Source organism: Streptomyces pacificus, from assembly GCF_011766325.1.
GTDB classification, from domain to species: domain Bacteria; phylum Actinomycetota; class Actinomycetes; order Streptomycetales; family Streptomycetaceae; genus Streptomyces; species Streptomyces pacificus.
Map to the genome: position 1 here is coordinate 82,929 of NZ_BLLG01000021.1, position 21,589 is coordinate 104,517.

The window sequence follows — 21,589 nt, forward strand, 5'->3', positions numbered from 1 at the left end:
GCCGGCCAGCCTACGGGCCCCGCTCATGCGCCACGGGGGGAAGCACACGAACGGGGCCGCTCACGGGCCGCTGAGGGGGTTCGACGGCCCGCCGGCGATGGGCACGGGGTTGTCTGGGCGGTCGAGCCGAACCCGCTCCGCCTCGCTGTCCACGGTGAGCCCGAACCGCCCTGCGGTGGGCCCCGCGGTGGCACGGGGCTTCCCGGCCACGGACTTCCCCTTCTTCCTGGCGGTGCCCTTCGACGAGTCCGCTGCCTGCGCGGACGTCCCGGCCTCGGACCACTCCGCGGCAGCCGTCTTCGCCGCAGCCTTCTTCCGCGCGGCTGTCCGCGGTGTCTTCGGGGAAGCCATGAAACCAGTCCTATTTTTCGTTTTTGCTACATCTGTCGGAATGTGCGAATCACGTTCGCCCACAGCGGAATTTTCATCCCCTGCCACTCTGACGGCCCCCTCAGCCTGTGCTCTCACCGGCGAATTGGACACCCGGCCAGCCTAAGGGCCACCACGGACATCTGCCCCGGCCATGGCCCATCACCACGCGAATCGGCCCCTGAGGCACTGTGGGAGAGGCAGGTGCGTCAGACTTGTGCCGGGTCCTTGTGATCGATCGCACTGTTTTGCGGTGCGGCATCATGGGATCACCGTCCCCTGAGCAGGTCGACAAGGAGAGAACTCGTGGACGACGTTCTGCGGCGCGCCCCGCTCTTCGCGGCGCTCGATGACGAGCAGGCCGCGGAGCTCCGCGCCTCGATGAGTGAAGTGACGCTCGCCCGTGGCGACGCGCTCTTCCACGAGGGTGACCCGGGCGACCGCCTCTACGTGGTCACCGAGGGCAAGGTCAAGCTCCACCGCACCTCGCCCGACGGCCGGGAGAACATGCTGGCCGTACTCGGCCCCGGCGAGCTGATCGGCGAGCTGTCCCTCTTCGACCCCGGTCCGCGCACCGCCACCGCCACCGCTCTCACCGAGGTCAAACTCCTCGGCCTGGGCCACGGCGACCTGCAGCCCTGGCTGAACGCGCGCCCCGAGGTGGCCACCGCCCTGCTGCGCGCGGTCGCCCGCAGACTCCGCAAGACCAACGACCAGATGTCCGACCTGGTCTTCTCCGACGTTCCCGGCCGTGTCGCCCGGGCGCTCCTCGACCTCTCGCGCCGCTTCGGCGTGCAGTCGGAGGAGGGCATCCACGTCGTCCACGACCTGACCCAGGAGGAGCTGGCGCAGCTCGTCGGCGCCTCCCGCGAGACCGTGAACAAGGCGCTCGCCGACTTCGCCCAGCGTGGCTGGCTCCGCCTGGAGGCACGAGCCGTCATCCTGCTCGATGTGGAGCGCCTCGCCAAGCGTTCCCGTTAGTCACCGGCCCCACCGCGCAAACCGTACGGTCGCGCCCGCGCCCCTGCTGGCCGGGGCGCGGTCGGGCCGCAGGCGCTCCGCCGCGTGGCCGCACGGCCGCAGTCAGGACGGCCGCAGTCAGGCTGGTCGGAGGCAGGACGGCCACAGGAAGGACGGGCCCCGCCCGTCAGGTGCCCGGGCCGTCAGGCGCCGGGACCTTCCTGAGGCGGCACTAGAGGAGACCGTGCTCTTGCAGGTACTCGAGCTGTGCCCGCACCGAGAGCTCCGCCGCGGGCCACAGCGAACGGTCGACGTCGGCGTACACGTGTGCGACCACGTCGGCCGCCGAGCGGTGGCCGCTCTCCACGGCCGTCTCGATCTGGGCGAGCCGGCTCGCGCGATGGGCCAGGTAGTACTCCACCGCGCCCTGGGCGTCCTCCAGGACCGGGCCGTGCCCGGGAAGCACCGTGCGCACGCCGTCGTCCACGGTCAGCGAGCGCAGCCGGCGCAGCGAGTCAAGATAGTCACCGAGGCGGCCGTCCGGATGCGCGACGACCGTGGTACCCCGGCCGAGAACGGTGTCGCCGGTCAGCACGGCCCCGTCGGCCGGCAGATGGAAGCACAGCGAGTCCGCCGTGTGCCCGGGCGCCGGTACGACCCTCAGCTCCAGACCGCCGGTACGGATCACGTCCCCCGCGGCCAGCCCCTCGTCGCCGAGCCGAAGTGCGGGGTCGAGGGCCCGCACCTTCGTGCCGGTCAGCTCGGCGAACCGAACGGCTCCCCCTGCGTGGTCCGGATGCCCGTGGGTGAGCAGGGTCAGAGCGATCCGCTTGCCCGCGCGCTCGGCCGTCGCCACGACGTTTTGCAGATGGACCTGGTCGAGCGGCCCCGGGTCGATGACGACGGCCAGGTCCGAGTCCGGCTCGGCCACGATCCAGGTGTTGGTGCCGTCCAGTGTCATCGCGGACGGATTGGGCGCCAGGACGTTGATCGCGCGGGCGGTGGCGGGACCGGACACGACCGCGTCGCGCGGCTGCCCCGGCAGCAGGGACGCATGGGTCATCGCGCGCCTCCCATCGCCCCGGCCGGATCGGTTCCGCCCACGGGAATGTGCTTGGTGAACTCCTCGTGGCCCGGCCAGCTGAGTACCACTCCCCCCTCCTCCCAGCGCGCCTGAGCCAGGATCGGTGCGAGGTCCTGCCCGGCCGCCGCCGCGAGCGCGTCCGCGGTGCCGGCGAACCGCCCCAGTACCCGCAGCGTGGCGACCGTCGGCGGCATCATCAGCAACTCGCCCCTGTCGTACCCGGCCGCGGCGTCCGCCGGGCGGATCCACACCGTGCGGTCGGCCTCGGTCGAGGCGTTCCTGGTCCGCTGGCCTTTCGGCAGCGAGGCGACGAAGAACCAGGTGTCGAAACGGCGCGGCTCGAACTCCGGAGTGATCCACCGGGCCCACGCCCCCAGCAGGTCGGACCGCAGCACCAGGCCCCTGCGGTCCAGGAACTCGGCGAAGGGCAGCTTCCGGTCGACGAGCGCCGCGCGGTCGGCCTCCCACGCGGCGCCGGTGGTGTCCTCGACGACGGAGTCACCGGTCTCGCCGGCCAGCAGCACGCCGGCCTCCTCGTATGTCTCCCGAACCGCAGCGCAGACGACGGCCTGCGCGGACGCCTCGTCCTCGACACCGAGGCGCAGCACCCATTCGGAGAGGGAGGGTCCCGCCCAGCGCACAGGCCGTGCGTCGCGCTCGTCCACCCCGCCGCCCGGATAGACGTACGCGCCCCCGGCAAAGGCCATGGAGGCACGACGGCGCAGCATATGGACGCGTACGCCCTCGGAGGTGTCCTTGAGCAGCATCACGGTCGCCGCCCGGCGCGGGGTGACGGCGGTGAGCTCGCCCGCGGCGAGCGCCCGGATCCGGTCGGGCCATTCCGGTGGGTACCACTGACCATTGGACATGGCCGGATGGTATGCGCTCACGCGCCGATGTTCGAGGGGTGCCCGGTCCGGCAGGCGCGTGGGCGGGCGCGTAGGAGCCGGGGTGCGCAAAGCGGGTACCGGGGAACCGGCGGCCGTGTCCAGGCCGATGACCTCGCGAGAGCTGCGAGTCCGGCGACCGGTCGGAGAAGACCCCGTCCGGCGGCCATACCGGCGGCCATACCGGCTGCCGGCCCCGGGGACCATCCCGGCCCACCCTGGCAGCCGGCCCCGGGACCATCGCGAGAGCCGCCGCCTTCGCCGCCCCCGAACCGGGACTCTGGAACCCAGGGATTCTCGGGCCCAAGGGCTCCCGCGGGGAGGCCGGCGCCCCTTTGACGGGGCCCTCCGGCCTCGCGACGGCTCAGCCCCCGACGAGCTCCACCTGGATCTCGACCTCGACGGGCGCGTCCAGCGGCAGCACGGCGACACCGACAGCGCTGCGTGCGTGCACGCCCTTATCGCCGAGGACCGCGCCGAGCAGCTCACTCGCCCCGTTGACGACGCCGGGCTGACCCGTGAAGTCGGAGGCGGAGGCGACAAAGCCGACCACCTTCACGACCCGGGCGATCCGGTCCAGGTCACCCGCGATGGACTTCACGGCGGCCAGCGCGTTCAGCGCGCACGTGGCGGCCAGTTCCCTGGCCTCCTCGGGGGTCACCTCCGCACCGACCTTGCCGGTCACCGGAAGTTTCCCCTCCACCATCGGGAGCTGTCCCGAGGTGTAGACGTACGGGCCCGACTGGACGGCCGGCTGATAGGCCGCCAGCGGGGGCACGACGGCCGGCAGCGTCAGCCCGAGTTCGGTGAGCTTGGCCTCGACGGTGCCGCTCATGACTTCGCCCGCTTGAGGTAGGCCACGAGCTGCTCGGGGTTGTTCGGCCCGGGGACGACCTGGACGAGCTCCCAGCCGTCCTCGCCCCAGGTGTCCAGGATCTGCTTGGTCGCGTGCACGAGAAGGGGCACAGTCGCGTATTCCCACTTGGTCATGGAGCCGACTGTAGCCGCACCGGCGGGCGGCCCGGTGACACAGGTTCGGTCGGCACGCGCGACGCCGGACGCGCCCACCCCGGCCGGGGCGTCCCGGCCAAGGCGACCCGGGGTCGCTTAGCCCGCGGGCCGACTGGTTAGGCTCCAGGACGTGAGCAGGCTCCAGGTCGTCAGCGGCAAGGGCGGGACCGGCAAGACGACGGTCGCCGCAGCCCTCTCGCTCGCCCTCGCGACCGAGGGGAAGCGCACCCTCCTCGTCGAGGTCGAGGGCAGGCAAGGAATCGCGCAGCTATTCGAGACGGAGGCGCTGCCCTATGCGGAACGCAAGATCGCCGTGGCTCCCGGCGGCGGCGAGGTGTACGCGCTGGCCATCGACGCCGAGCGGGCCCTGCTCGACTACCTCCAGATGTTCTACAAACTGGGGTCGGCGGGCCGGGCCCTGAAGAAGCTCGGCGCGATCGACTTCGCCACGACCATCGCGCCGGGCGTACGGGACGTCCTGCTGACCGGCAAGGCCTGCGAGGCCGTGCGCCGCCGGGACAAGCAGGGCCGGTACGTCTACGACCATGTCGTCATGGACGCCCCTCCGACCGGCCGTATCACCCGCTTCCTGAACGTCAACGACGAGGTCGCGGGTCTCGCCAAGATCGGCCCCATACACCATCAGGCCCAGGCGGTGATGCGTGTTCTCAAGTCCGCGGAGACCGCCGTCCATCTGGTGACGCTGCTGGAGGAGATGCCCGTCCAGGAGACCGCGGACGGCATTGCCGAGCTACGCGCCGCGGACCTCCCCACCGGCGCCGTGATCGTGAACATGGTGCGCCCGCACGTCCTCGACGAGGAGGCGGTGCGGAGCGCCGGGACCGCCGCCCGTCGGCAGGAGATCGCCAGGTCGCTGGGCGGGGCGGGAGTGAGTGGCGCTGCCGAACTGGTCGGGCCGCTGCTGGAGCAGGCCGCCGAGCACGCCCAGCGCGTCGAGCTGGAGCGAGAGCAGCGTGCCGCTCTGGAGGCGCTGGGGCTGACGGCGTACGAGCTCCCCCTGCTGAGCGAAGGGGTCGACCTGGCCGGGCTCTACCAGTTGGCGACCGAACTGCGCAAGCTCGGAGTGATCGGCGGAGCCGATGACTGGGGAACTGCACGGTGACCGAAGCCACCCGAGCGACCGAAGTTCCCCGACCGGGCCGACCGGGCCGACCGGCCGGAGCAGCCGGAGCAGCCGGAGCAGCCGGAGTAGCCGGAGTAGCTGGGGTGATCGGATGACATCGTCGCTGACGTACGGCGGCACACTGCAGGACACGCCGCTGCTCGAGATCGACGCCCTGCTCGACGACCCGGGGGTCCGTATCGTCGTGTGCTGCGGCGCCGGCGGGGTGGGCAAGACGACGACCGCAGCCGCCCTCGGGGTACGGGCTGCGGAGCGCGGCCGGCGAGCGGTCGTGCTCACCATCGACCCCGCCCGTCGGCTGGCCCAGTCGATGGGGATCGACCTGCTGGACAACACCCCGCGCCGGGTGGACGGCATCGAGGGCACCGGCGAGCTGCACGCCATGATGCTCGATATGAAGCGCACCTTCGACGAGATCGTCGAGGCGCACGCGGACCCGTCGCGGGCCCGCGCGATCCTGGACAACCCCTTCTACCAGTCCCTGTCGGCCGGTTTCGCGGGCACACAGGAGTACATGGCCATGGAGAAGCTGGGGCAGTTGCGGGCGCGTGACGAGTGGGACCTCATCGTCGTGGACACCCCCCCGTCGCGGTCCGCGCTGGACTTCCTGGACGCCCCGAAGCGGCTGGGCTCCTTTCTCGACGGCAAGTTCATCAGGCTGCTGATGGCCCCCGCCAAGGTGGGCGGACGCGCCGGGATGAAGTTCCTCAACGTCGGTATGTCGATGATGACCGGCACACTGGGGAAGCTCCTGGGCGGTCAGTTTCTGCGTGACGTGCAGACCTTTGTGGCCGCGATGGACACGATGTTCGGCGGGTTCCGCACTCGCGCCGATGCCACCTACCGACTGCTGCAGGCGCCCGGAACGGCGTTCCTGGTGGTCGCCGCCCCGGAGCGGGACGCGCTGCGCGAAGCAGCGTACTTCGTGGAGCGCCTGGCGGCGGAGGAGATGCCGCTGGCCGGACTGGTACTCAACCGCGTCCACGGCAGCGGTGCCGCGCGGCTCTCCGCCGAGCGGGCGCTCGCCGCCGCAGAAAATCTTCACGAGGACCGCATTGTGGATCAGGAGACCGGGAAGGCTGCTGATCGCGGCTCCGCGGGGACCTCTCCCACTCCTTCCGCCGTGGAGCCGGATTCCGATGACGCACACGAACCACAGCACGAGCCCGCATCCGAGCCCGGGTCCGGTCGGCCTTCGGCACCCCCGACCTCACAACTGACCGCCGGTCTGCTGCGCCTGCACGCAGAACGAATGCGGGTGCTGTCCCGAGAGCAACGCACCCGTGACCGTTTCACGGCGCTCCACCCCGAGGTAGCGGTGGCCGAAGTGGCTGCTCTGCCCGGCGATGTGCACGACCTCGCCGGCCTGCGCGCCATAGGCGAGAGGCTGGCGAACGGCGGCCCCCAGGCCGGGACCGGCTCATAGGCGCGGGGGAAGGTGGCTCCGTCGCGACCGCAGGGCCGGGGCCCGCAGAGCCCGGTGCGTGCGACCGCATGGCGGAGGCCATGCTCATGCCGCACGCACTCGGGCTGGGACTCGGGCTCACGCTCGGACGCGGATGACTCCGGCCACGCGGCACCGGCAGGGCCCGATCGGCGGCAAGCCGACTCCGGCAGACTCCGGAGGCCGAGATCCTCCGTGAGACACCCACCGGACTCCGGACACGCGACGCGTGGACCGTCCGGAGTCGGCGGGCACCGATGGCAGCCCGGCCACGGCGGACAGCGCTGTCCCACCCGGTGCCTTCGGGTCTGGTGCCGCCCCGGCCGCCGAGGACTGCTGCCGTGCAGCGCACCGGCCCATCAGATCGGCGTGACACTCTCCGGGGCCAGGGAACACGGCCCCGCACAGCTCACCAGCCCGAGAGAACTCCCCACGTCCGACGGAAGGCATCGACTCGACGGAAGCGACCGCCGGACGGAACTCACCATCGGGCGGAACTCACCGCCCGATGAGATCGCGTGGCCCTTGGAGCAGCCGAAGGCACTGGCGGCCTGACCGACCCCCGGCCGCATCGGGCACCCGCAGTGGTGCACTCCGGCCGCATCGGCCGCCGGCTCAGCCCGCGGCCGCGAAGGTCTCGTAGGTCTCGTCGTCCTCGAGGCCCCCCGGCAGAATGCCCACGCTCCGCTCGTATTCCGTGCGCGCGGTTTCCAGCAGGCGACGCCAGGATGTGACGGTGGGCCGCCTGCGCAGCAGTGCGCGCCTCTCCCGTTCGGTCATACCACCCCACACACCGAACTCGACACGATTGTCCAGCGCGTCGGCCAGGCACTCGGTCCGCACCGGACATCCGGTGCACACCGCCTTGGCCCTGTTCTGCGCCGCTCCTTGTACGAACAGTTCATCCGGATCGGTAGTGCGGCAAGCTGCCTGCGCACTCCAGTCGGTTACCCAGCCCATGCCGGCGCCGTCCTCTCCCGAATCGAGGCTCCCCCACGGCGGCAGCGGCATATTCACCGCTGCCAGTTGAGGACGTTACGGAAGGTGGGCACAGCGCAACACCCCCGTCGGGCCCAATCTTGAATGGCCCGAACGGACTATGCGTAAGCGGCAGATCACCCGGGGGAGTGAGCTGAGGGCATAGGTAAGGAATCCGGTACATAGGATGAGTAAGCGGAAGCCGAAGCGGCCGCCGGGCGAAGCAGCGGAGTGGGCCCGCTGAGTGGACCCGCTGAAGGGAGGAGGGTGAGGGGCGAGGGCGAGGGGAGATCGGCGCGGAGAGGATCGGGGAACACGCGCTGCCTTGATACGCAACCGCACTGCTGTGACGGCTGTGAACAGCCTAAGCCAAGGCCTATACGCGTGTCCGGAGAATGAGAACGTAGGCTGCCCCCATGTCGAAGAAGCGAGCGGGCGGTGGCCTGACCGGGACCCAGCAGGCCGCCAAGTTCCTCGGAGTCAGTGTGCTCGCAGGAACCGTGCTGGCGGGCCTCGCCCTGCCGGCCGCCGGCGCGCTGGGGCTGGCCGCCAAGGGCACGGTCGAGGGGTTCGACGAGATCCCCGCTAATCTCAAGACCCCGCCGCTGAGCCAGCGCACGACGATCCTCGACGCCGACGGGGGGCAGATCGCCACCGTCTACTCACGTGACCGTACGGTGGTCAAGCTCAAGGACATCTCGCCGTATATGCAGAAGGCGATCGTGGCCATCGAGGACGCGCGCTTCTACGAGCACGGGGCGATCGATCTCAAGGGCGTACTGCGCGCGCTCAACCGCAACGCGCAGGAAGGCGGCGTCACCCAGGGCGCGTCGACCCTCACCCAGCAGTATGTGAAGAACGTGTTCGTCGAGGAGGCGGGGGACGACCCGGACAAGGTCGCCCAGGCCACCCAGCAGACCATCGGCCGCAAGGTCCGCGAGCTCAAGTTCGCGATCCAGGTCGAGGAGGAACTGGGGAAGAAGAAGATCCTCGAGAACTATCTGAACATCACCTTCTTCGGTCAGCAGGCCTACGGCGTCGAGGCGGCGTCCAAGCGGTACTTCTCGAAGTCGGCGAAGGACCTGAAGCTGGAGGAGGCCGCGCTGCTCGCCGGTATCGTCCAGTCGCCGAGCCGCTACGACCCCGTCAACGACGGCGAGGAGGCGACCAAGCGGCGCAACACCGTGCTGCAGCGGATGGCCGACGTCGGCGACATCTCCCAGTCCGAGGCCGACACGGCCAAGGAGACACCGGTCGAGCTGAAGGTCAGCAGACCCAAGAACGGCTGCATCACCGCCGTCGACGGAGCCGGCTTCTTCTGCGACTACGTGCGCGAGGTCTTCCTCACGGACCCGGTCTTCGGCAAGACCCGGGAGGAGCGGGCCAAGGTCTGGAACCAGGGCGGCCTGACGATCCGGACGACCCTGGACCCGCAGGCGCAGAAGTCCGCACAGAAGTCGCTGGGGAACCACGTCTACCAGGACGACAAGGTCGCGGCGGCGATCACGCTGGTGGAGCCCGGGACGGGCAGGATCGTCGCCATGGGCCAGTCCAAGCCGTACGGCTTCGGCGACAACGAGACCCAGATCAACTACTCGGTCAACGCCGGCATGGGCGGCTCCAACTTCGGCTTCCCGGTCGGTTCGACCTTCAAGCCGTTCGTGGCAGCCGCGGCACTGGAGCAGGGCCGTCCGCCGACGCAGTCGTACCCGGCGCCGTACAAGATGCCGTACCCGGACTCGATCGCGAGCTGCTCCGACCGGCCCTGGCGCAACCGCGGCGGCGACACGGTGGAGAACGAGAACGAGAAGGAAGTCGGCCCCTACGCGCTCCGCGAGGCGATGGAGCTGTCCGTCAACACGTACTTCGTGCAGATGATAGGAGACATCGGACTCTGCCCCGTCGTGGAGATGACCGACCGCCTCGGCGTGGTGCAGGGCAACGGGGAGAAGCTCCCGGCCAGCCCCGCGCCGCTGACGCTCGGCTCGACCGGTATCTCGCCGCTGACGATGGCCAACGCGTACGCGACGTTCGCGAACCGCGGCACGCACTGCACGCCGACGGCGATCGAGTCGATCACGACCGCCGACGGCAAGAGCCTCAGGGTGCCCCAGACCGAGTGCGGCAAGGTGATGTCGGAGCGCACCGCGGACACCATCAACACGCTGCTGCGCGGCGTGGTCGACTCCGGGACGGGCCAGGAGGCCGGACTGACGGACCGCGACAACGCGGGCAAGACGGGGACGACGGACGAGCGCAAGAACGCGTGGTTCGTCGGCTACACCCCGAACCTGTCCGGTGCTGTCTGGGTCGGCAGCGCCTCCCAGAAGGTGAAGATGTTCGACATCCGGATCGGCGGGCGCTACCACGGGAAGGTCTTCGGCGGCCAGGTCCCGGGCCCGATCTGGAAGGACGCGATGGCGGGGGCTCTGCAGGGCAAGGAGAACCCGGCCTTCAGCACGGTCCATGTGCCCGACGCTCCGCAGGGCGAGGACGAGGAGGAGAGGCGCCGGGACGGCGGGGGCGGCACCGACGACAAGCCCGGCAGGAACGGAGGCCGGGACCCGTTCCCCGACATCTCGCTCCCGCCGGACTTCATCGGCGGCAACATCACCCGCGGCCAGGACGCCGGAGGCAGCGGAGGCTGGCAGCGGGACTGACTGCGGCACCCACCGCGAGTACGACGGCGCCGGCCGATCGGCGGGCGGTCGGGCGCGGCGACAGGGGCGGCAGGGGCGGCAGGGGCCGACAAGCGAATCGACGAGGATCCCCCGGCGCGGACGGCGCCGGGGGATCCTCGCTTCGCCGGGCGGGGAGTCCAGGAGTCCGGGGAGCGCGGGGAGCACCCGGGTACCGCGCGGGTGCATGGTTGCGGCGGCCATCCGGGTGCCGCGCGGGTGTGCCCGCGGGTACCGTGCGCGGCTCGGGGCCGGCCGCGTCAGTCGGCGAGCAGCCTCCTGACCACCGCGGCCACCCGGCCACCCTCGGCGCGGCCCGCCACCCTTGGGTTGACGATCTTCATGACCGCTCCCATCGCCCGGGAACCCTCGGCACCCGCCGCCCTGGCCTCCTCGACGGCCTGGGCCACGATGCCGTTCAGCTCGTCGTCCGTCAGCTGGCGGGGAAGATAGGCGTCGAGGAGCGCGCCCTCCGCCCTCTCGCGGTCCGCCTGCCCGGCACGACCGCCCTGGGCGAAGGCCTCTGCCGCCTCACGGCGCTTCTTCGCCTCCTTGGCGATCACCTTCCGGACCTCGTCGTCGGAGAGTTCACGCGCTTCCCTGCCCGCGACCTCCGCCCTGGTGATCGCGGAGAGGGTCAGCCGGAGCGTCGAGGAGCGCAGCTCGTCACGTGCCTTGATCGCCTCGGTGAGATCTTCCTGCAGCTGGGACTTGAGCGTGGTCATACGTCGATTGTGGCAGGCGCTCGTCCCGGTATGCCCCCGCATTTCCCCGGCACGCGCCGAGCGCTCCGCGCCGGGCCGCCCGGCCGGGACGGCACTCGCGGTCCGGCTGTCGTCCCGGCCGGGCCACGGTTCCCTCCTCCGGATCCGCTGCGCCCGGTGAGCGGTCGCCCGGCCGCCGGGCGGCCGGGGTTCCCGTACTCGTCGTGTTCCGAAGGCGCCGCCGACTGCACGGGCAGGTGTCCGCGGAGCGCACTCAGTCCGGCCGCGGCAGCCGCTCCCGGGCCGCGCGCTCGGGCGTGGGTACGTCTCGTGGAACGTGTTCCTGATCGCCGCGGCGGGCCCCAGGGGCTCGGTGCCGCCCACGGCCCGGTTCTTTCCCGGCTCCATGCGTCCGAGCGGTCCGACCACGGCTCGCGGCCGCTCCCCCGAGCGGAGTCCTCACTGCCGCGGTGATGCCGAGCGGACTGGCGCCCGACCATAATCAGCTGTCGATCGCAGTTGGCAGAAGGTCGGCGGAGCACACTGGGGGTACAGAGGCTGTGGTGCGCATACAGGCTGACGGCACGAGCGGAAGACAGGGTTCCCCGGCCGATGGCACCACTGCCGGAGGCACCGATTCCGGAGGTACCCCCTCCGAGGCCTTCCCGTTCGATGATTCCCTCCCCCGGAGGTCCTCCTCCGCGGTGCCGCGGCACCGCAGCGGACCCGCACCGTCCGCTGCGCGGCACAGCGTGCGGGTACCCGCCACGACACGCGGCCGCGTCCTGGCCGGTCTCGGCATGGCGGCGGCGGTGGTCTTCTTCCTCACGACGGTGCCGTTCCACCGGAACTGGTTCGACCTGCACGTCTACTACGGAGCGGTCGAGCACTGGACCGGCGGCGATCCGATCTACGACTACCTCAGGCCCGGAACGCACTACGGCTTCACCTATCCGCCCTTCGCGGCGCTGTGCATGCTGCCCATGACCCTCGTCGACTGGCACAGCGCACTGGCGGTAAGCCAGCTCATGAACGTCGCGGCCGCCGCGGTCATCCTCCACGTCTGCCTCGACTCGGTGATCCGGCGGGAGAGCCGCCACCGGTGGTTCGCATACACCGCGGCCGCCTGCATGCTCGCCCTGCTGGAGCCCGTCCGGGACACCGTGAGCTTCGGCCAGGTCAATCTGCTGCTCCTGGCGCTGGTCCTCGCCGACTGCCGGCTGCTGACCGCCGGCCGCGCACGCTTCCCCTCCCTCGGGCGGCTGGCCGGTCTCGGCATCGGTCTCGCCGCCGCGATCAAACTCACCCCGGCGATCTTCATCTGCTACCTGCTGATCACCCGCAGGTGGCGGGCGGCCGGAGTCGCCATCGGCACCGCGAGCGGTGCGACCCTGCTCGCGGCGTGGGCGGCGCCGACCGCGTCGCGCACATTCTGGACCGAGGCGATGTGGAACACCGACCGGGTCGGTTCGCTCGCCTATGTCTCCAACCAGTCCTGGCAGGGCATGCTGGCCCGGCTCACCGAACCGTTCGCCGAGCCCAGCCGCGCCGTGTGGGCGGTCGGCGTGGTGCTCCTGCTGTGGCTGTGGGCGCGGCGGGCACGCCAGGCCGTCGCCGCCGGCGACGAACTCGCGGGCTTCGCCCTGACGGGTGCCGCCGCCTGCCTGGTGAGCCCGGTCACCTGGGTGCACCACCTCGTGTGGCTCATCCCGGCCCTCGCCGTACTCGCCGACAAGGGACTGCGTGCGGATCCGGGCGGACGGCGCCGCCGCCGGCTGCTGACCTGGGCGCTGGTGAGCTACGCCGTTCTGTGCAGCAGCATGGTCTGGCTGTGGCGCTGGAACGACGGCGGCGCACCCGGGTTCCTGGGCGCCAACGCCTATGTGTGGATGGCGCTGTTCCTCCTCCTGCTCCTCCCGCTCGGGGAGCCGGGGGCGGACCGGGGCGGGCCGTATGCGCAGAGCGGGCCGTATGCGCAGAGCGGGCCGTCTGCGACGATGGGCCTATGCGCGCACGCTACGGCCTCCCCCTCACCATCGGTGCCGGTGTCATGGCTCTCGGAGCAGCCGGCATCGCCTACGCGGCCGGGTTCGAAGCCCGCTCCTTCCGGCTCCGCCGGGTGACGGTTCCGGTACTGCCGGACGGGATGCGCCCGCTGCGGGTACTGCAGGTCTCCGACATCCACATGGTGTGCGGACAGCGCAAGAAGCGGGCCTGGCTGCAGTCCCTGGCGGGGCTGCGTCCCGACCTCGTCGTCAACACCGGCGACAACCTGTCGGACCCCGACGGCGTGCCCGAGGTGCTCGACGCCCTGGGGCCCCTGATGGAGTACCCGGGTGTGTACGTCTTCGGCTCGAACGACTACTACGGCCCGAAGCTGCGCAACCCGGCCCGCTATCTGATCGAGAAGGCCCAGGGCCGCCACGGGCTCAACGGCAACGCCCCCGCGGTGGGCGTCGTACACAACCCATGGGAGGGGCTCCGGGACGCCTTCGACGCGGCCGGCTGGATCGGGCTGAGCAACACGCGCGGCCGCCTGAAGCTCGACGGCGGCCTCGAGATCGCCTTCACCGGACTCGACGATCCGCACATCAAGCGTGACCGCTACGAGCAGGTCGCCGGCGGCCCCGACCGGACGGCGGACTTCTCGATGGCGGTCGTCCACGCCCCCTATCTGCGCTCCCTCGACGCCTTCACCGCCGAGGGCTACCCCCTGATCCTCGCGGGCCACACCCACGGCGGCCAGCTGTGCATCCCCTTCTACGGAGCCCTGGTCACCAACTGCGACATCGACACCGACCGGGTGAAGGGCCTGTCCACCCACAGGTCCGACGGGCTCGTCTCCTACCTGCACGTCTCCGCCGGCTGCGGCACCAACCGGTACACCCCGGTCCGCTTCGCCTGCCCCCCGGAGGCCACACTGCTGACCCTGGTGGCGCGGGACTGAGGACGGACGCCCGAAGCCGCTGGACCCCCGCCCTCTCACCATCCCCTCCAGCCTTCTCCCGTCCGACTCCCGTCCTGTCCCGTCCCTTCCCCGCCCCACTCCCGTCCCTTCTCAGGCCGGCGACCGCAGCCACTCTCGCCGCTCCGCACCAGGTGAGGGACCCGGAAAACCGGATTTCGTCTCCGGCCGCCCGTGGGCTAAAGTAAACGTCGTCGCCGCGAGAGCGGCGGCATCGGGGTGTGGCGCAGCTTGGCAGCGCGCTTCGTTCGGGACGAAGAGGTCGTGGGTTCAAATCCCGCCACCCCGACAGTGAATCACCAGGTCAGGGGCCTGATCCGCTTAGCGGGTCGGGTCCCTGAGTGGTTTCTGGGGTCGTTTTGGGAGCCGTTTGGGAGCCGAGTTCAGAATCCCGCTCCCAGCCGCGAGTCTCCGTGCGTGCTGTTTGACCCCATCGCTGACTGCTGGCCGTATCCTCCTCGCTTCCCACAGCCAGAGAGCCCCTATGCCTGTACAGCCCGAGGGCCGCTCAGCTTCGCGTGCCTGACCACTGACTGCCCGTGACCTGAGCTGGCAGGATGGCCTGGGGGGCGAGCAGCGCCCGTGGCCGCTGTACGAGGGGTGTGCGTGGCAGCCAAAAAAGTGATCAATGGTCGTTTCATGTTTTTGGGAGACGAGCTGCGAACCGGCGGGCTGTCCGAGGTCCGTAGGGCCTTCGACATGTCCAATCCTGACGGGGCTTTTGCGGCGATCAAACTGCTGCGGCAGGAGGAAGACAACGCGGTCCTGGAGACGTTCCTGGGGCGGGAGACGCAGTCGCTGAAGCAGCTGGAGCACCCCAACATCGTGCGGATGCTCGACTCAGGGTGGGACGGCGACCTCGGCCGCTACTTCATCGCGCTGGAGTGGGTCGACCGCAGCTTGAAGGACGATCTCGCAGCACGTCGGCCCATGAGCTGGGCGGCGTTCTTCGACCAGATCGGCAGGCCCTTGATCGGAGCCCTGTCCTACGCCCACGGCCTGGAGATCGAGCACCGAGACCTCACTAGTTGTTTCTCAACCGTCGGGCGTTCGATGACGTCCCGTACGGTGTCCTGGATCAGGTGACGGAGTCCGGGAGTGGGCATGGGGACGGGGCCCTGTTCATAGCGTGTCGGTTGTCTAAGCCAGCCACGCGAGGAACAAAGCCCCGTCATGCAGAACGCTACCGTCGTCCTGTCCGATCGTCCGTTGCCCGACCTGCGGTTCGCCGCGGAGTGTGACTGTCTCGCTCACTTGTACGGCAATGCCGGTGACCGGCCGCTGCGGGCCCGCGTCTACGCGACCGATCTGACGGACGAGGAATGGCAGATCGTCCGGCGGGTGATGCCTGTGCCGGGCTGGCTGTGTGGCCGCGGGGGCAACCCGGAGGGTTTCTGCCACCGCGAAATGATCGATGCGGTGCGGTACTTCGTCGACAACGGCATCAAGTGGAGGGCGATGCCGTCCGACTTCCCGCCCTGGTCGGCCGTCTGCGCATTCCAGCATCGCTGGCACACGGACGAGCTCCTGGACGTGCTGCACGAGAGGCTGCGGGAGCAGGTACGCATCGTGGAAGGGCGGGACGATCCCGAGCCGAGTGCGGCGATCGTCGATTCCCAGTCCCTGCGCGGCGCCTCCACCCTGACCGGGGAGCGGCGCGGGTACGACGGGGCGAAGAAGGTGTCGGGTTCCAAGCGTCACATCGCCGTGGACTGTCTGGGTCTGCTGCTGGTGGTGATGGTCACCGCCGCGGACCTGCAGGACCGCGACGCGGGTGTGGCCCTCCTGGAACGGGTGCGTTCCCTTTTCACGCGGGTGCGTCTGGTGTGGGCCGACAGCGGCTATGCGGGCGCCCTGGTGGATTGGGCCCTGCACGCCCTCGGCATGAAGGTCGGGGTGTCCCGCCGCGGCGACGACAGAGCCGGCTTCGTGGTGATCCCGAGACGTTGGGTTGTCGAGCGCACGTTCGCCTGGCTGGTGAACTGCCGTCGCCTGGTGCGTGATTACGAGCGCACCGCCGCCGCCCATGTACGGCAGTTTGGGCTCTCCGAGGACCTACTCCCACCCCGGGCCACGGCACGGGCAACCGGTACGGGACGGCTGGGGACGTCGAGCCAGGTGCGCTGCTCCTCGGCGGTCACGGTCACTCCGAAGCGCTCCCGGCCAGGCCGGTCATTCTCGACGTACAGCTCGTGTGCCGCCTCTACCGCGTCCCACAGCAGACGCGGCCCGGCCTGCCGTACACCACCGTCCTCGGCGCGCGCCCACGCGCCGTCAGCACCCCACAACTCCACTGCCGTCACCCGGCCGTCGCCATCGCACTCCGAAGCGAAAGCCGTGTCCGGTGTGACCAGCGAGAGCACAAAACGGAACGCATCGTCCCCGGCGACCTCGGCCAGGTCCAGGCCGGTGAGTCGACCGCTCGTCGCGCTCGGCCTGCCTGGGTGAGCCGGGGCGCCGGTGGCACCGGCGTCGCGTACGGCCATGAAGTAGGAACCGACGGGCAGGAACCGGCCCTCGGCGCGGCCATCGTCGGCGACGACCAGGCACACGGTCCCCCAGCCGACAGGGCACACGATGAGGCCGGCGGGCCGCACCTGCTCCAGCCAGGCCACCGGGATCGTGGTGAAGCCACAGGTGGCGATCAGCCGGTCGTACGGGGCCCTGGCCGGGTAGCCGTCACGGCCGTCCCCGGCCTGCACCAGCGGGGTGTATCCGCAGCGCCGCAGCCGCGCTCCCGCCAGCCGCGCCAGCACCGGGTCGACCTCGGCCGTAACCACCTGGTGACTTCCAAGCCGTTCGGACAGGAGCGCCGCGTTGTAGCCGGTGCCGGTCGCGATCTCCAGCACGCGGTGACCATCAGCGACGTCGAGGGCCTGGAGCATGACGAGCATGAGGCCGGGCGCTGTTGACGACGATGTGGCCACACCGTCGGTGAGCTGTGTGGCCAGCGCGTCATCCGAGTACACCAGGTCCAGCCAGTCGGGGTCGGCGGAGGTCAAGTGCCGCTGCTCGCCGCCGACCAGGGTCCAGAACTCCGGCACGAACGGATGGCGGGGAACGGCCTCGAACACCTTCCGCCATGCCGGGTCGGACAGTTGCCCGTTGGCCTCCAGGACATCGGCCAGCGCCATGCGCAACTGCGTGGCACGTTTTTCGGTGTGTGTCGTCATGGTTATCCCCCGGCGAGTAGATCAGCGATGTGCGTGGCGATGGGCAGGCCCGTCTTGTTCTGGATCCAGGACCACTCTCCGGACGGGTTGCACTCGAACATCACCCAGTCCCCGGCAGGGGTGACGCCGAAGTCGAACGCGCCAAAGTTGAGACGGAAGTGCTCCAGCCAGCTCAGCACGCCCGCCCGTACGTCGTCCGGTACTTGGCACACGTCGTAGGTGAGGGCGTCGTAGTCGCTGCGCCAGTCCACCCGAGCAGCGTCGCTGCCCGCGTGGATCTCGGCCGCGAACATCTCCTTGCCCACGACAGTCAGCCGCACCTCGTGGGTCTTGGGAACCCATTCCTGGAACAGGTGCGCTGTCAGGGACACGGAGTCGTCGATCGTGTCGGGGTCGACCACATGGGTCGGTACCCCGGTGCGGTGGCCGTCCGGGTACTCCAGCGGGCCGCCCATGAGCGGCTTGCAGATCACTGGACCGTCCACCTGACAGCAGAACTTCCGGGCCACTTCCTGGTCCGTGGTGATCAGCGAGCGAGGCGTGCGGAGCCCGTGCGCCGCCGCGACGGGGAGCTGACCGGGCTTGTGGGAGGCAATTCCGTCCACGTCGGGCCGGTTGACCCACGTCACCGGCAGCGCGTACAGCGTGCCGAGCAGTCCGGCCAGCGCCTGCTCGTTGGCCCACGTGCGGTGGGGCTCCTCCATCCGCTCGGAGACGGAGGGAAGGCGGGGCCGCCTGTAGTAGACGGCCGTCACCTCCTCCAGCCGCACGGAGCGGTACTCGTCAGCCAGGACCCCCGTCCAGGGTGCTGCAGTGTGCTCGGCGGACAGGGACATGGACAGGGGGAAGTCCCCCATGTCGAACCGCATCACCGGCACACGCCGGGTCGTCAGCTCGTCGACCACCAGGTCCGCCGCGGGGTCCAGTTCCTTGGTGACGACCAGCACAGGGCCGCCGGACAGGTGCTGTGTCACCGCATCAGGTACGGGTCGGACGTGTCGTCGTTCTTGCTGTCCCAGTTGGTGTTCGTGCAGCTCCCAGCCAGCGAGGTGGAGCGGCTCCACAGGGCGCCGGAGCCGTCGGTCAGGACGTTGACCTGCCGGGCCGGGGCGTACGCGAACGATCCCGCCTCCAGGGTCACGGTGTACGGGGTGCGCGAACGGGACGAGCGTTGCCGTGGACATGAGTGTCTCCTTGTGGTTGCTGGTGCTCGGACTGTTCTCTGTCTCGCCCGCGCGCGAGGGCACGGCCGAGGGTCTGGCGAGGCCGCTCTACTCCAGTCGGGAAGCCGGTCATGCAGACGCAGAGCGGGTTTTGCACCGCCCGGCGCCGGGCATCGGGTTCCGGCGCCGGGCGGCGGCTCATGTAACGCCGCCGACAAGGGACGGTGGGCATTCGGGCGCGCAGATCCAGAGCCGGAACAGCAGGCCCCGGTGGCGCACTTCGCCCCACACCTGGCCGGCCATCCCCAACCGGCGGGCGCAGCGCGCACAGTCCATGGCCATCTGCTGCCGCGAAGTGAGCCGTTCGACGTGCGTCAAGATGGCCGTGGGAGGAGCGGTCACCACGTGCCGTCCGCGCGCAGCTCTGCCCAGACGCGTTTCCCGCCGTGCACCGGATCGCTGCCCCAGTCGTGGGCCAGAGCTTCGACGAGGAGTAGTCCGCGGCCGTGCTCATCGTCCGGGGACGGCGCGCCAGGTGTGGGTCTGGTGCGGGACGTGTCGGTCACGACGATCCGCGCGGACTCCGTGCCTGTCCGTGTGATCGAGGCACCGACCGTGGCGGCGTCGGTGTGCTCCACCGCGTTGGCCACCAGCTCCGTGACGACCTGCTCGGCGACGTCCACCAGCTGAGGCAGGCCCCAGGTCTCCAGCACCAGGGTTATGTCCCGACGCGCCTGAGCGGCGGCTTCCAGCCTCGCCGCGTACCGCTCCTGGTAGCGCTGTGGTCCCGCCGTTGCAGCCGTCATGGTCATCGTCGCGTCCCTCGGGGGTGCTCGCGTTCCGTGTGTAGCCCAACCACCGCGTCAGGGCTGTGTGCGAAGGACGCACGCCTGCCGTACGGGCCGACCTCGTGGCCGAGGTAAGCAGCAGCCCTTCGACGTTGTCGCCTACGGCGGTTGGCTCGGGAGCCTCGGTAACGAAGCCCACCGTGACAGCCGCCCTACTAGGCTCGTTCGGTGATGCATACGACGGTAGAGAACCGTGATCACTACTTGAAGTGACTGCGAGTACAAGTGGTTTGCTGCGAACACCGGGAAAAGGGGCTGTTCATGCGATCGAGTTCGCGACTAACCCTGACCGGCAGTCAGGGATCATCTGGACGCCCACGCGTGGGCGTCATCGCCGGCTACCTCTTCCGGATCATCCGAGAGCAGCAGGGACGCACCCAGGAGGAAGCGGCTGAGCAGCTGCGGGTGTCCGCGGACACGATCGCGGGGTGGGAGTCCGGCCGCCGCCCCCTGACCGCCGTGCCGGTCGGGCAGATGCTCGTGCACCGTCACCGGCTGATGCAGATGGGCACTGCCCCCGCGCTCCTGCAAGCCCTGGACCGCGCCCTGGAGGCGGACGTCCTCCTCGCCGAGGCCCTCGACAACGAGACCGAAGTCGAGGAAAGCCCGCTCGGGGCCTGGGTGATGCAGCGCGACCTCGTCGAGGTCCTCGCGTGGCCCCTCAACCACGGACCTCCACAGCCCGTCCGCGACCTGCCCGATCCGCCCCGCAAGCGCCGAGGACCCGCGCCGGCCGGGCCAGAGCTGTCGGCTGCCGACCGGGCACTGTTCTTCACGCGGATGCGGCGAACCGCGGAGCAGGCCCGGGGGGAGGACCAGTTTCTGCTCCGCCGCCAGGCCCTCTACCTCTCCGGGTACGACGACCAAGCCGACACGTCGGAGTGGCTCGCCCACCAGCAGGCCACCGAACGCCCCGGCGACTGGCTCACGCGTTGGCTCAACTCCAGGTCCGTTGCCGCCGTCTCGGCCCGGCAAGGAGACCGGGACCGGATGAGCCACTTCATCGACACCGCCCTCATCGACGACGATGCCGGCGAGGCCGCGAACCTGAACTACTGGGCGTACTGGATCGGCGAGACCGCGCATCTGGAGTTGAGTGACGACTTCATTGCCGCCCGCACCCCGGGGGCGTGGCCGGGTGACAGACTCCTCGCCCACCTCGCTCACGGTCTCGCGCCGCAGCACGGCTATGTCGACCTCAACATCCACTCGGTGTGGTCCCTGCTCCGGGTACGGCCCAACCTGCTGCGATCCGGCGCAGCCGACCGTGTCCTGCGCGACAGGCTGCCAGTGATGTTGGATAGCCGGGAGCTTTCGGCGCGCGGGCGCCGGGAGCTGGAGAGCATCCGGTATGCGATCCGCCTCGCCGAGGCGTGAGAGGAGTCCGACGGTGGCTGAAGACCTGTCCGCGGTAGCGCGATTTCTGTATGAGGCGGGGACGCTGAAGCAGACCAAGCGCACCGGCTGGTGGATGGCCGGCGTACGCGATCCGGAGTCAGTCGCGGAGCACTCCTGGCGCACCGCTCTCCTCGCGACGATCATTGCGAAACTCGAAGGCGCCGATCCCGCGCGGGCCGCCTACCTGGCGGTGTGGCACGACTCGCAGGAGACCCGCACCGGGGACGTGAACCACCTGGGCAAGAAGTACGCCCCTCAGGCGGACCCGCGCGCGGTCACCGACGACCAGGTCGCGGGCATGCCCGAGGTCCTGGCCTCCGCGGTGCGCGAACTCGTCGCCGAGTACGAGGCCAAGGAGTCCCAGGAAGCCATCTGCGCCCGGGACGCCGACAAGCTGGAGTGCATGATCCAGGGCGTCGAGTACAAGGCCCAGGGCTACGAGCACGCCCAGCGTTGGATCGACAACAGCCGCGGCCGACTCACCACGAAATCGGCCAACGAACTCGCGGACGCGGTCCTGGCAACCGGTTCTCTGGACTGGCTGCGCGCAGCCCTCGGGGAGAAGCAACGCTGACCCCCGCCCGCTACCGGCGAGCACCCCCCTGCCCCACGAGACGCTGCCAGACCGCACCAGGCTGGCGTCCCCTCCGCTGCGTCTAGGGCCTGTTCCAGGTTCGGATCATAGGTTTGGGGATTCGCCGGTGCCGGGCGGCCTGGTTCTGGTAGTTGTCGAGGATGGCGCGTGGTGATCTCTCGGATGGCGAGTGGGGGTTGGTCGAGCCG

Annotated in this window: 20 protein-coding genes, 1 tRNA gene and 1 pseudogene; 11 read left to right on the forward strand and 11 right to left on the reverse strand. The window is 70.2% G+C overall.

All coding sequences use genetic code 11. From position 1 onward, the window contains the following. Positions 1–60: 60 nt before the first annotated feature. The gene (locus SCWH03_RS24945; RefSeq protein WP_173266488.1) at positions 61–351 is read right to left on the reverse strand and encodes a hypothetical protein; all 291 of its coding nucleotides are present in this window, start codon (positions 349–351) and stop codon (positions 61–63) included. Between the two features lie 324 nt (positions 352–675). Here SCWH03_RS24945 and SCWH03_RS24950 point away from each other — a divergent pair, with 324 nt between their 5' ends. Then, entirely contained in the window at positions 676–1,350 is a 675-nt protein-coding gene (locus SCWH03_RS24950; RefSeq protein ID WP_017947815.1) for a Crp/Fnr family transcriptional regulator, read from the forward strand. A gap of 211 nt (positions 1,351–1,561) precedes the next feature. On the opposite strand, the gene SCWH03_RS29700 is transcribed toward SCWH03_RS24950, so the two are convergent. The 4 genes from SCWH03_RS29700 to sp36 form a co-directional block, all read right to left on the reverse strand. Continuing rightward, positions 1,562–2,392 (reverse strand): MBL fold metallo-hydrolase, encoded by an 831-nt coding sequence (locus SCWH03_RS29700; protein ID WP_173266626.1) that lies wholly within the window; start codon positions 2,390–2,392, stop codon positions 1,562–1,564. Beyond that, positions 2,389–3,282, reverse strand: a complete 894-nt coding sequence (locus tag SCWH03_RS24960; protein WP_173266628.1) for an NUDIX hydrolase — start codon at positions 3,280–3,282, stop codon at positions 2,389–2,391. Before SCWH03_RS24960 ends, SCWH03_RS29700 begins: the two co-directional genes overlap by 4 nt. A gap of 382 nt (positions 3,283–3,664) precedes the next feature. Further along, on the reverse strand, positions 3,665–4,135 hold the full coding sequence (locus tag SCWH03_RS24965) for a RidA family protein (RefSeq protein WP_173266630.1): 471 nt from the start codon (positions 4,133–4,135) through the stop codon (positions 3,665–3,667). Further along, a complete protein-coding gene (gene sp36, locus SCWH03_RS24970; protein ID WP_123954897.1) occupies positions 4,132–4,290 on the reverse strand; it encodes a Sp36 family protein in 159 nt (52 codons plus the stop codon). Before sp36 ends, SCWH03_RS24965 begins: the two co-directional genes overlap by 4 nt. Positions 4,291–4,441: 151 nt before the next feature. Between sp36 and bagA the strand changes: the two genes are divergently transcribed. After that, positions 4,442–5,434, forward strand: a complete 993-nt coding sequence (gene bagA, locus SCWH03_RS24975; protein WP_173266632.1) for an ATPase BagA — start codon at positions 4,442–4,444, stop codon at positions 5,432–5,434. Between the two features lie 112 nt (positions 5,435–5,546). Next, positions 5,547–6,881, forward strand: coding sequence for an ATPase BagB (gene bagB, locus SCWH03_RS24980; protein ID WP_173266634.1), 1,335 nt, complete (start codon positions 5,547–5,549; stop codon positions 6,879–6,881). A 633-nt stretch (positions 6,882–7,514) separates the two neighbouring features. Here bagB and SCWH03_RS24985 read toward each other — a convergent pair. Next, a complete protein-coding gene (locus SCWH03_RS24985) occupies positions 7,515–7,859 on the reverse strand; it encodes a WhiB family transcriptional regulator (protein WP_173266669.1) in 345 nt (114 codons plus the stop codon). A gap of 434 nt (positions 7,860–8,293) precedes the next feature. Here SCWH03_RS24985 and SCWH03_RS24990 point away from each other — a divergent pair, with 434 nt between their 5' ends. Then, positions 8,294–10,537 carry a transglycosylase domain-containing protein gene (locus SCWH03_RS24990; protein WP_173266636.1) on the forward strand — a complete coding sequence of 748 codons (2,244 nt, stop codon included), beginning with the start codon at positions 8,294–8,296 and terminating at the stop codon, positions 10,535–10,537. A gap of 278 nt (positions 10,538–10,815) precedes the next feature. Here the strand turns inward: SCWH03_RS24990 and SCWH03_RS24995 are convergent, their stop codons facing one another. Then, positions 10,816–11,280 (reverse strand): GatB/YqeY domain-containing protein, encoded by a 465-nt coding sequence (locus SCWH03_RS24995; RefSeq protein WP_173266638.1) that lies wholly within the window; start codon positions 11,278–11,280, stop codon positions 10,816–10,818. Between the two features lie 731 nt (positions 11,281–12,011). Between SCWH03_RS24995 and SCWH03_RS25000 the strand changes: the two genes are divergently transcribed. The 5 genes and pseudogenes from SCWH03_RS25000 to SCWH03_RS25020 all read left to right on the forward strand — a co-directional run. After that, positions 12,012–13,382, forward strand: a complete 1,371-nt coding sequence (locus tag SCWH03_RS25000) for a glycosyltransferase 87 family protein (protein WP_173266641.1) — start codon at positions 12,012–12,014, stop codon at positions 13,380–13,382. Beyond that, positions 13,265–14,206: a metallophosphoesterase gene (locus SCWH03_RS25005; protein WP_173266643.1), complete on the forward strand. Its 942-nt coding sequence runs from the start codon at positions 13,265–13,267 to the stop codon at positions 14,204–14,206. Before SCWH03_RS25000 ends, SCWH03_RS25005 begins: the two co-directional genes overlap by 118 nt. 233 nt (positions 14,207–14,439) lie before the next feature. After that, a tRNA-Pro gene (locus SCWH03_RS25010) sits at positions 14,440–14,513 on the forward strand. A 350-nt stretch (positions 14,514–14,863) separates the two neighbouring features. Beyond that, entirely contained in the window at positions 14,864–15,310 is a 447-nt protein-coding gene (locus SCWH03_RS25015; RefSeq protein ID WP_173266645.1) for a protein kinase domain-containing protein, read from the forward strand. Positions 15,311–15,397: 87 nt separating this feature from the next. After that, positions 15,398–16,198: pseudogene (locus SCWH03_RS25020) on the forward strand (IS5 family transposase); the annotation flags it as partial. 29 nt (positions 16,199–16,227) lie between these two features. Here the strand turns inward: SCWH03_RS25020 and SCWH03_RS25025 are convergent. The 4 genes from SCWH03_RS25025 to SCWH03_RS25040 all read right to left on the reverse strand — a co-directional run bounded on the left by SCWH03_RS25025 (position 16,228) and on the right by SCWH03_RS25040 (position 19,372). Beyond that, positions 16,228–17,397, reverse strand: a complete 1,170-nt coding sequence (locus tag SCWH03_RS25025) for a methyltransferase domain-containing protein (protein WP_254077005.1) — start codon at positions 17,395–17,397, stop codon at positions 16,228–16,230. A gap of 2 nt (positions 17,398–17,399) precedes the next feature. Then, a complete protein-coding gene (gene tgmB, locus SCWH03_RS25030; protein ID WP_254077006.1) occupies positions 17,400–18,371 on the reverse strand; it encodes an ATP-grasp ribosomal peptide maturase in 972 nt (323 codons plus the stop codon). Continuing rightward, positions 18,368–18,538, reverse strand: coding sequence for a hypothetical protein (locus SCWH03_RS25035; protein ID WP_216854796.1), 171 nt, complete (start codon positions 18,536–18,538; stop codon positions 18,368–18,370). Before SCWH03_RS25035 ends, tgmB begins: the two co-directional genes overlap by 4 nt. Positions 18,539–18,958: 420 nt before the next feature. Next, positions 18,959–19,372 (reverse strand): ATP-binding protein, encoded by a 414-nt coding sequence (locus tag SCWH03_RS25040; protein WP_254077007.1) that lies wholly within the window; start codon positions 19,370–19,372, stop codon positions 18,959–18,961. A gap of 297 nt (positions 19,373–19,669) precedes the next feature. Between SCWH03_RS25040 and SCWH03_RS25045 the strand changes: the two genes are divergently transcribed. Both SCWH03_RS25045 and SCWH03_RS25050 read left to right on the forward strand, forming a co-directional pair. Continuing rightward, positions 19,670–20,785, forward strand: coding sequence for a helix-turn-helix domain-containing protein (locus tag SCWH03_RS25045; RefSeq protein ID WP_173266647.1), 1,116 nt, complete (start codon positions 19,670–19,672; stop codon positions 20,783–20,785). Between the two features lie 13 nt (positions 20,786–20,798). Beyond that, the gene (locus SCWH03_RS25050; protein ID WP_043404341.1) at positions 20,799–21,380 is read left to right on the forward strand and encodes an HD domain-containing protein; all 582 of its coding nucleotides are present in this window, start codon (positions 20,799–20,801) and stop codon (positions 21,378–21,380) included. Positions 21,381–21,589: the final 209 nt, after the last annotated feature.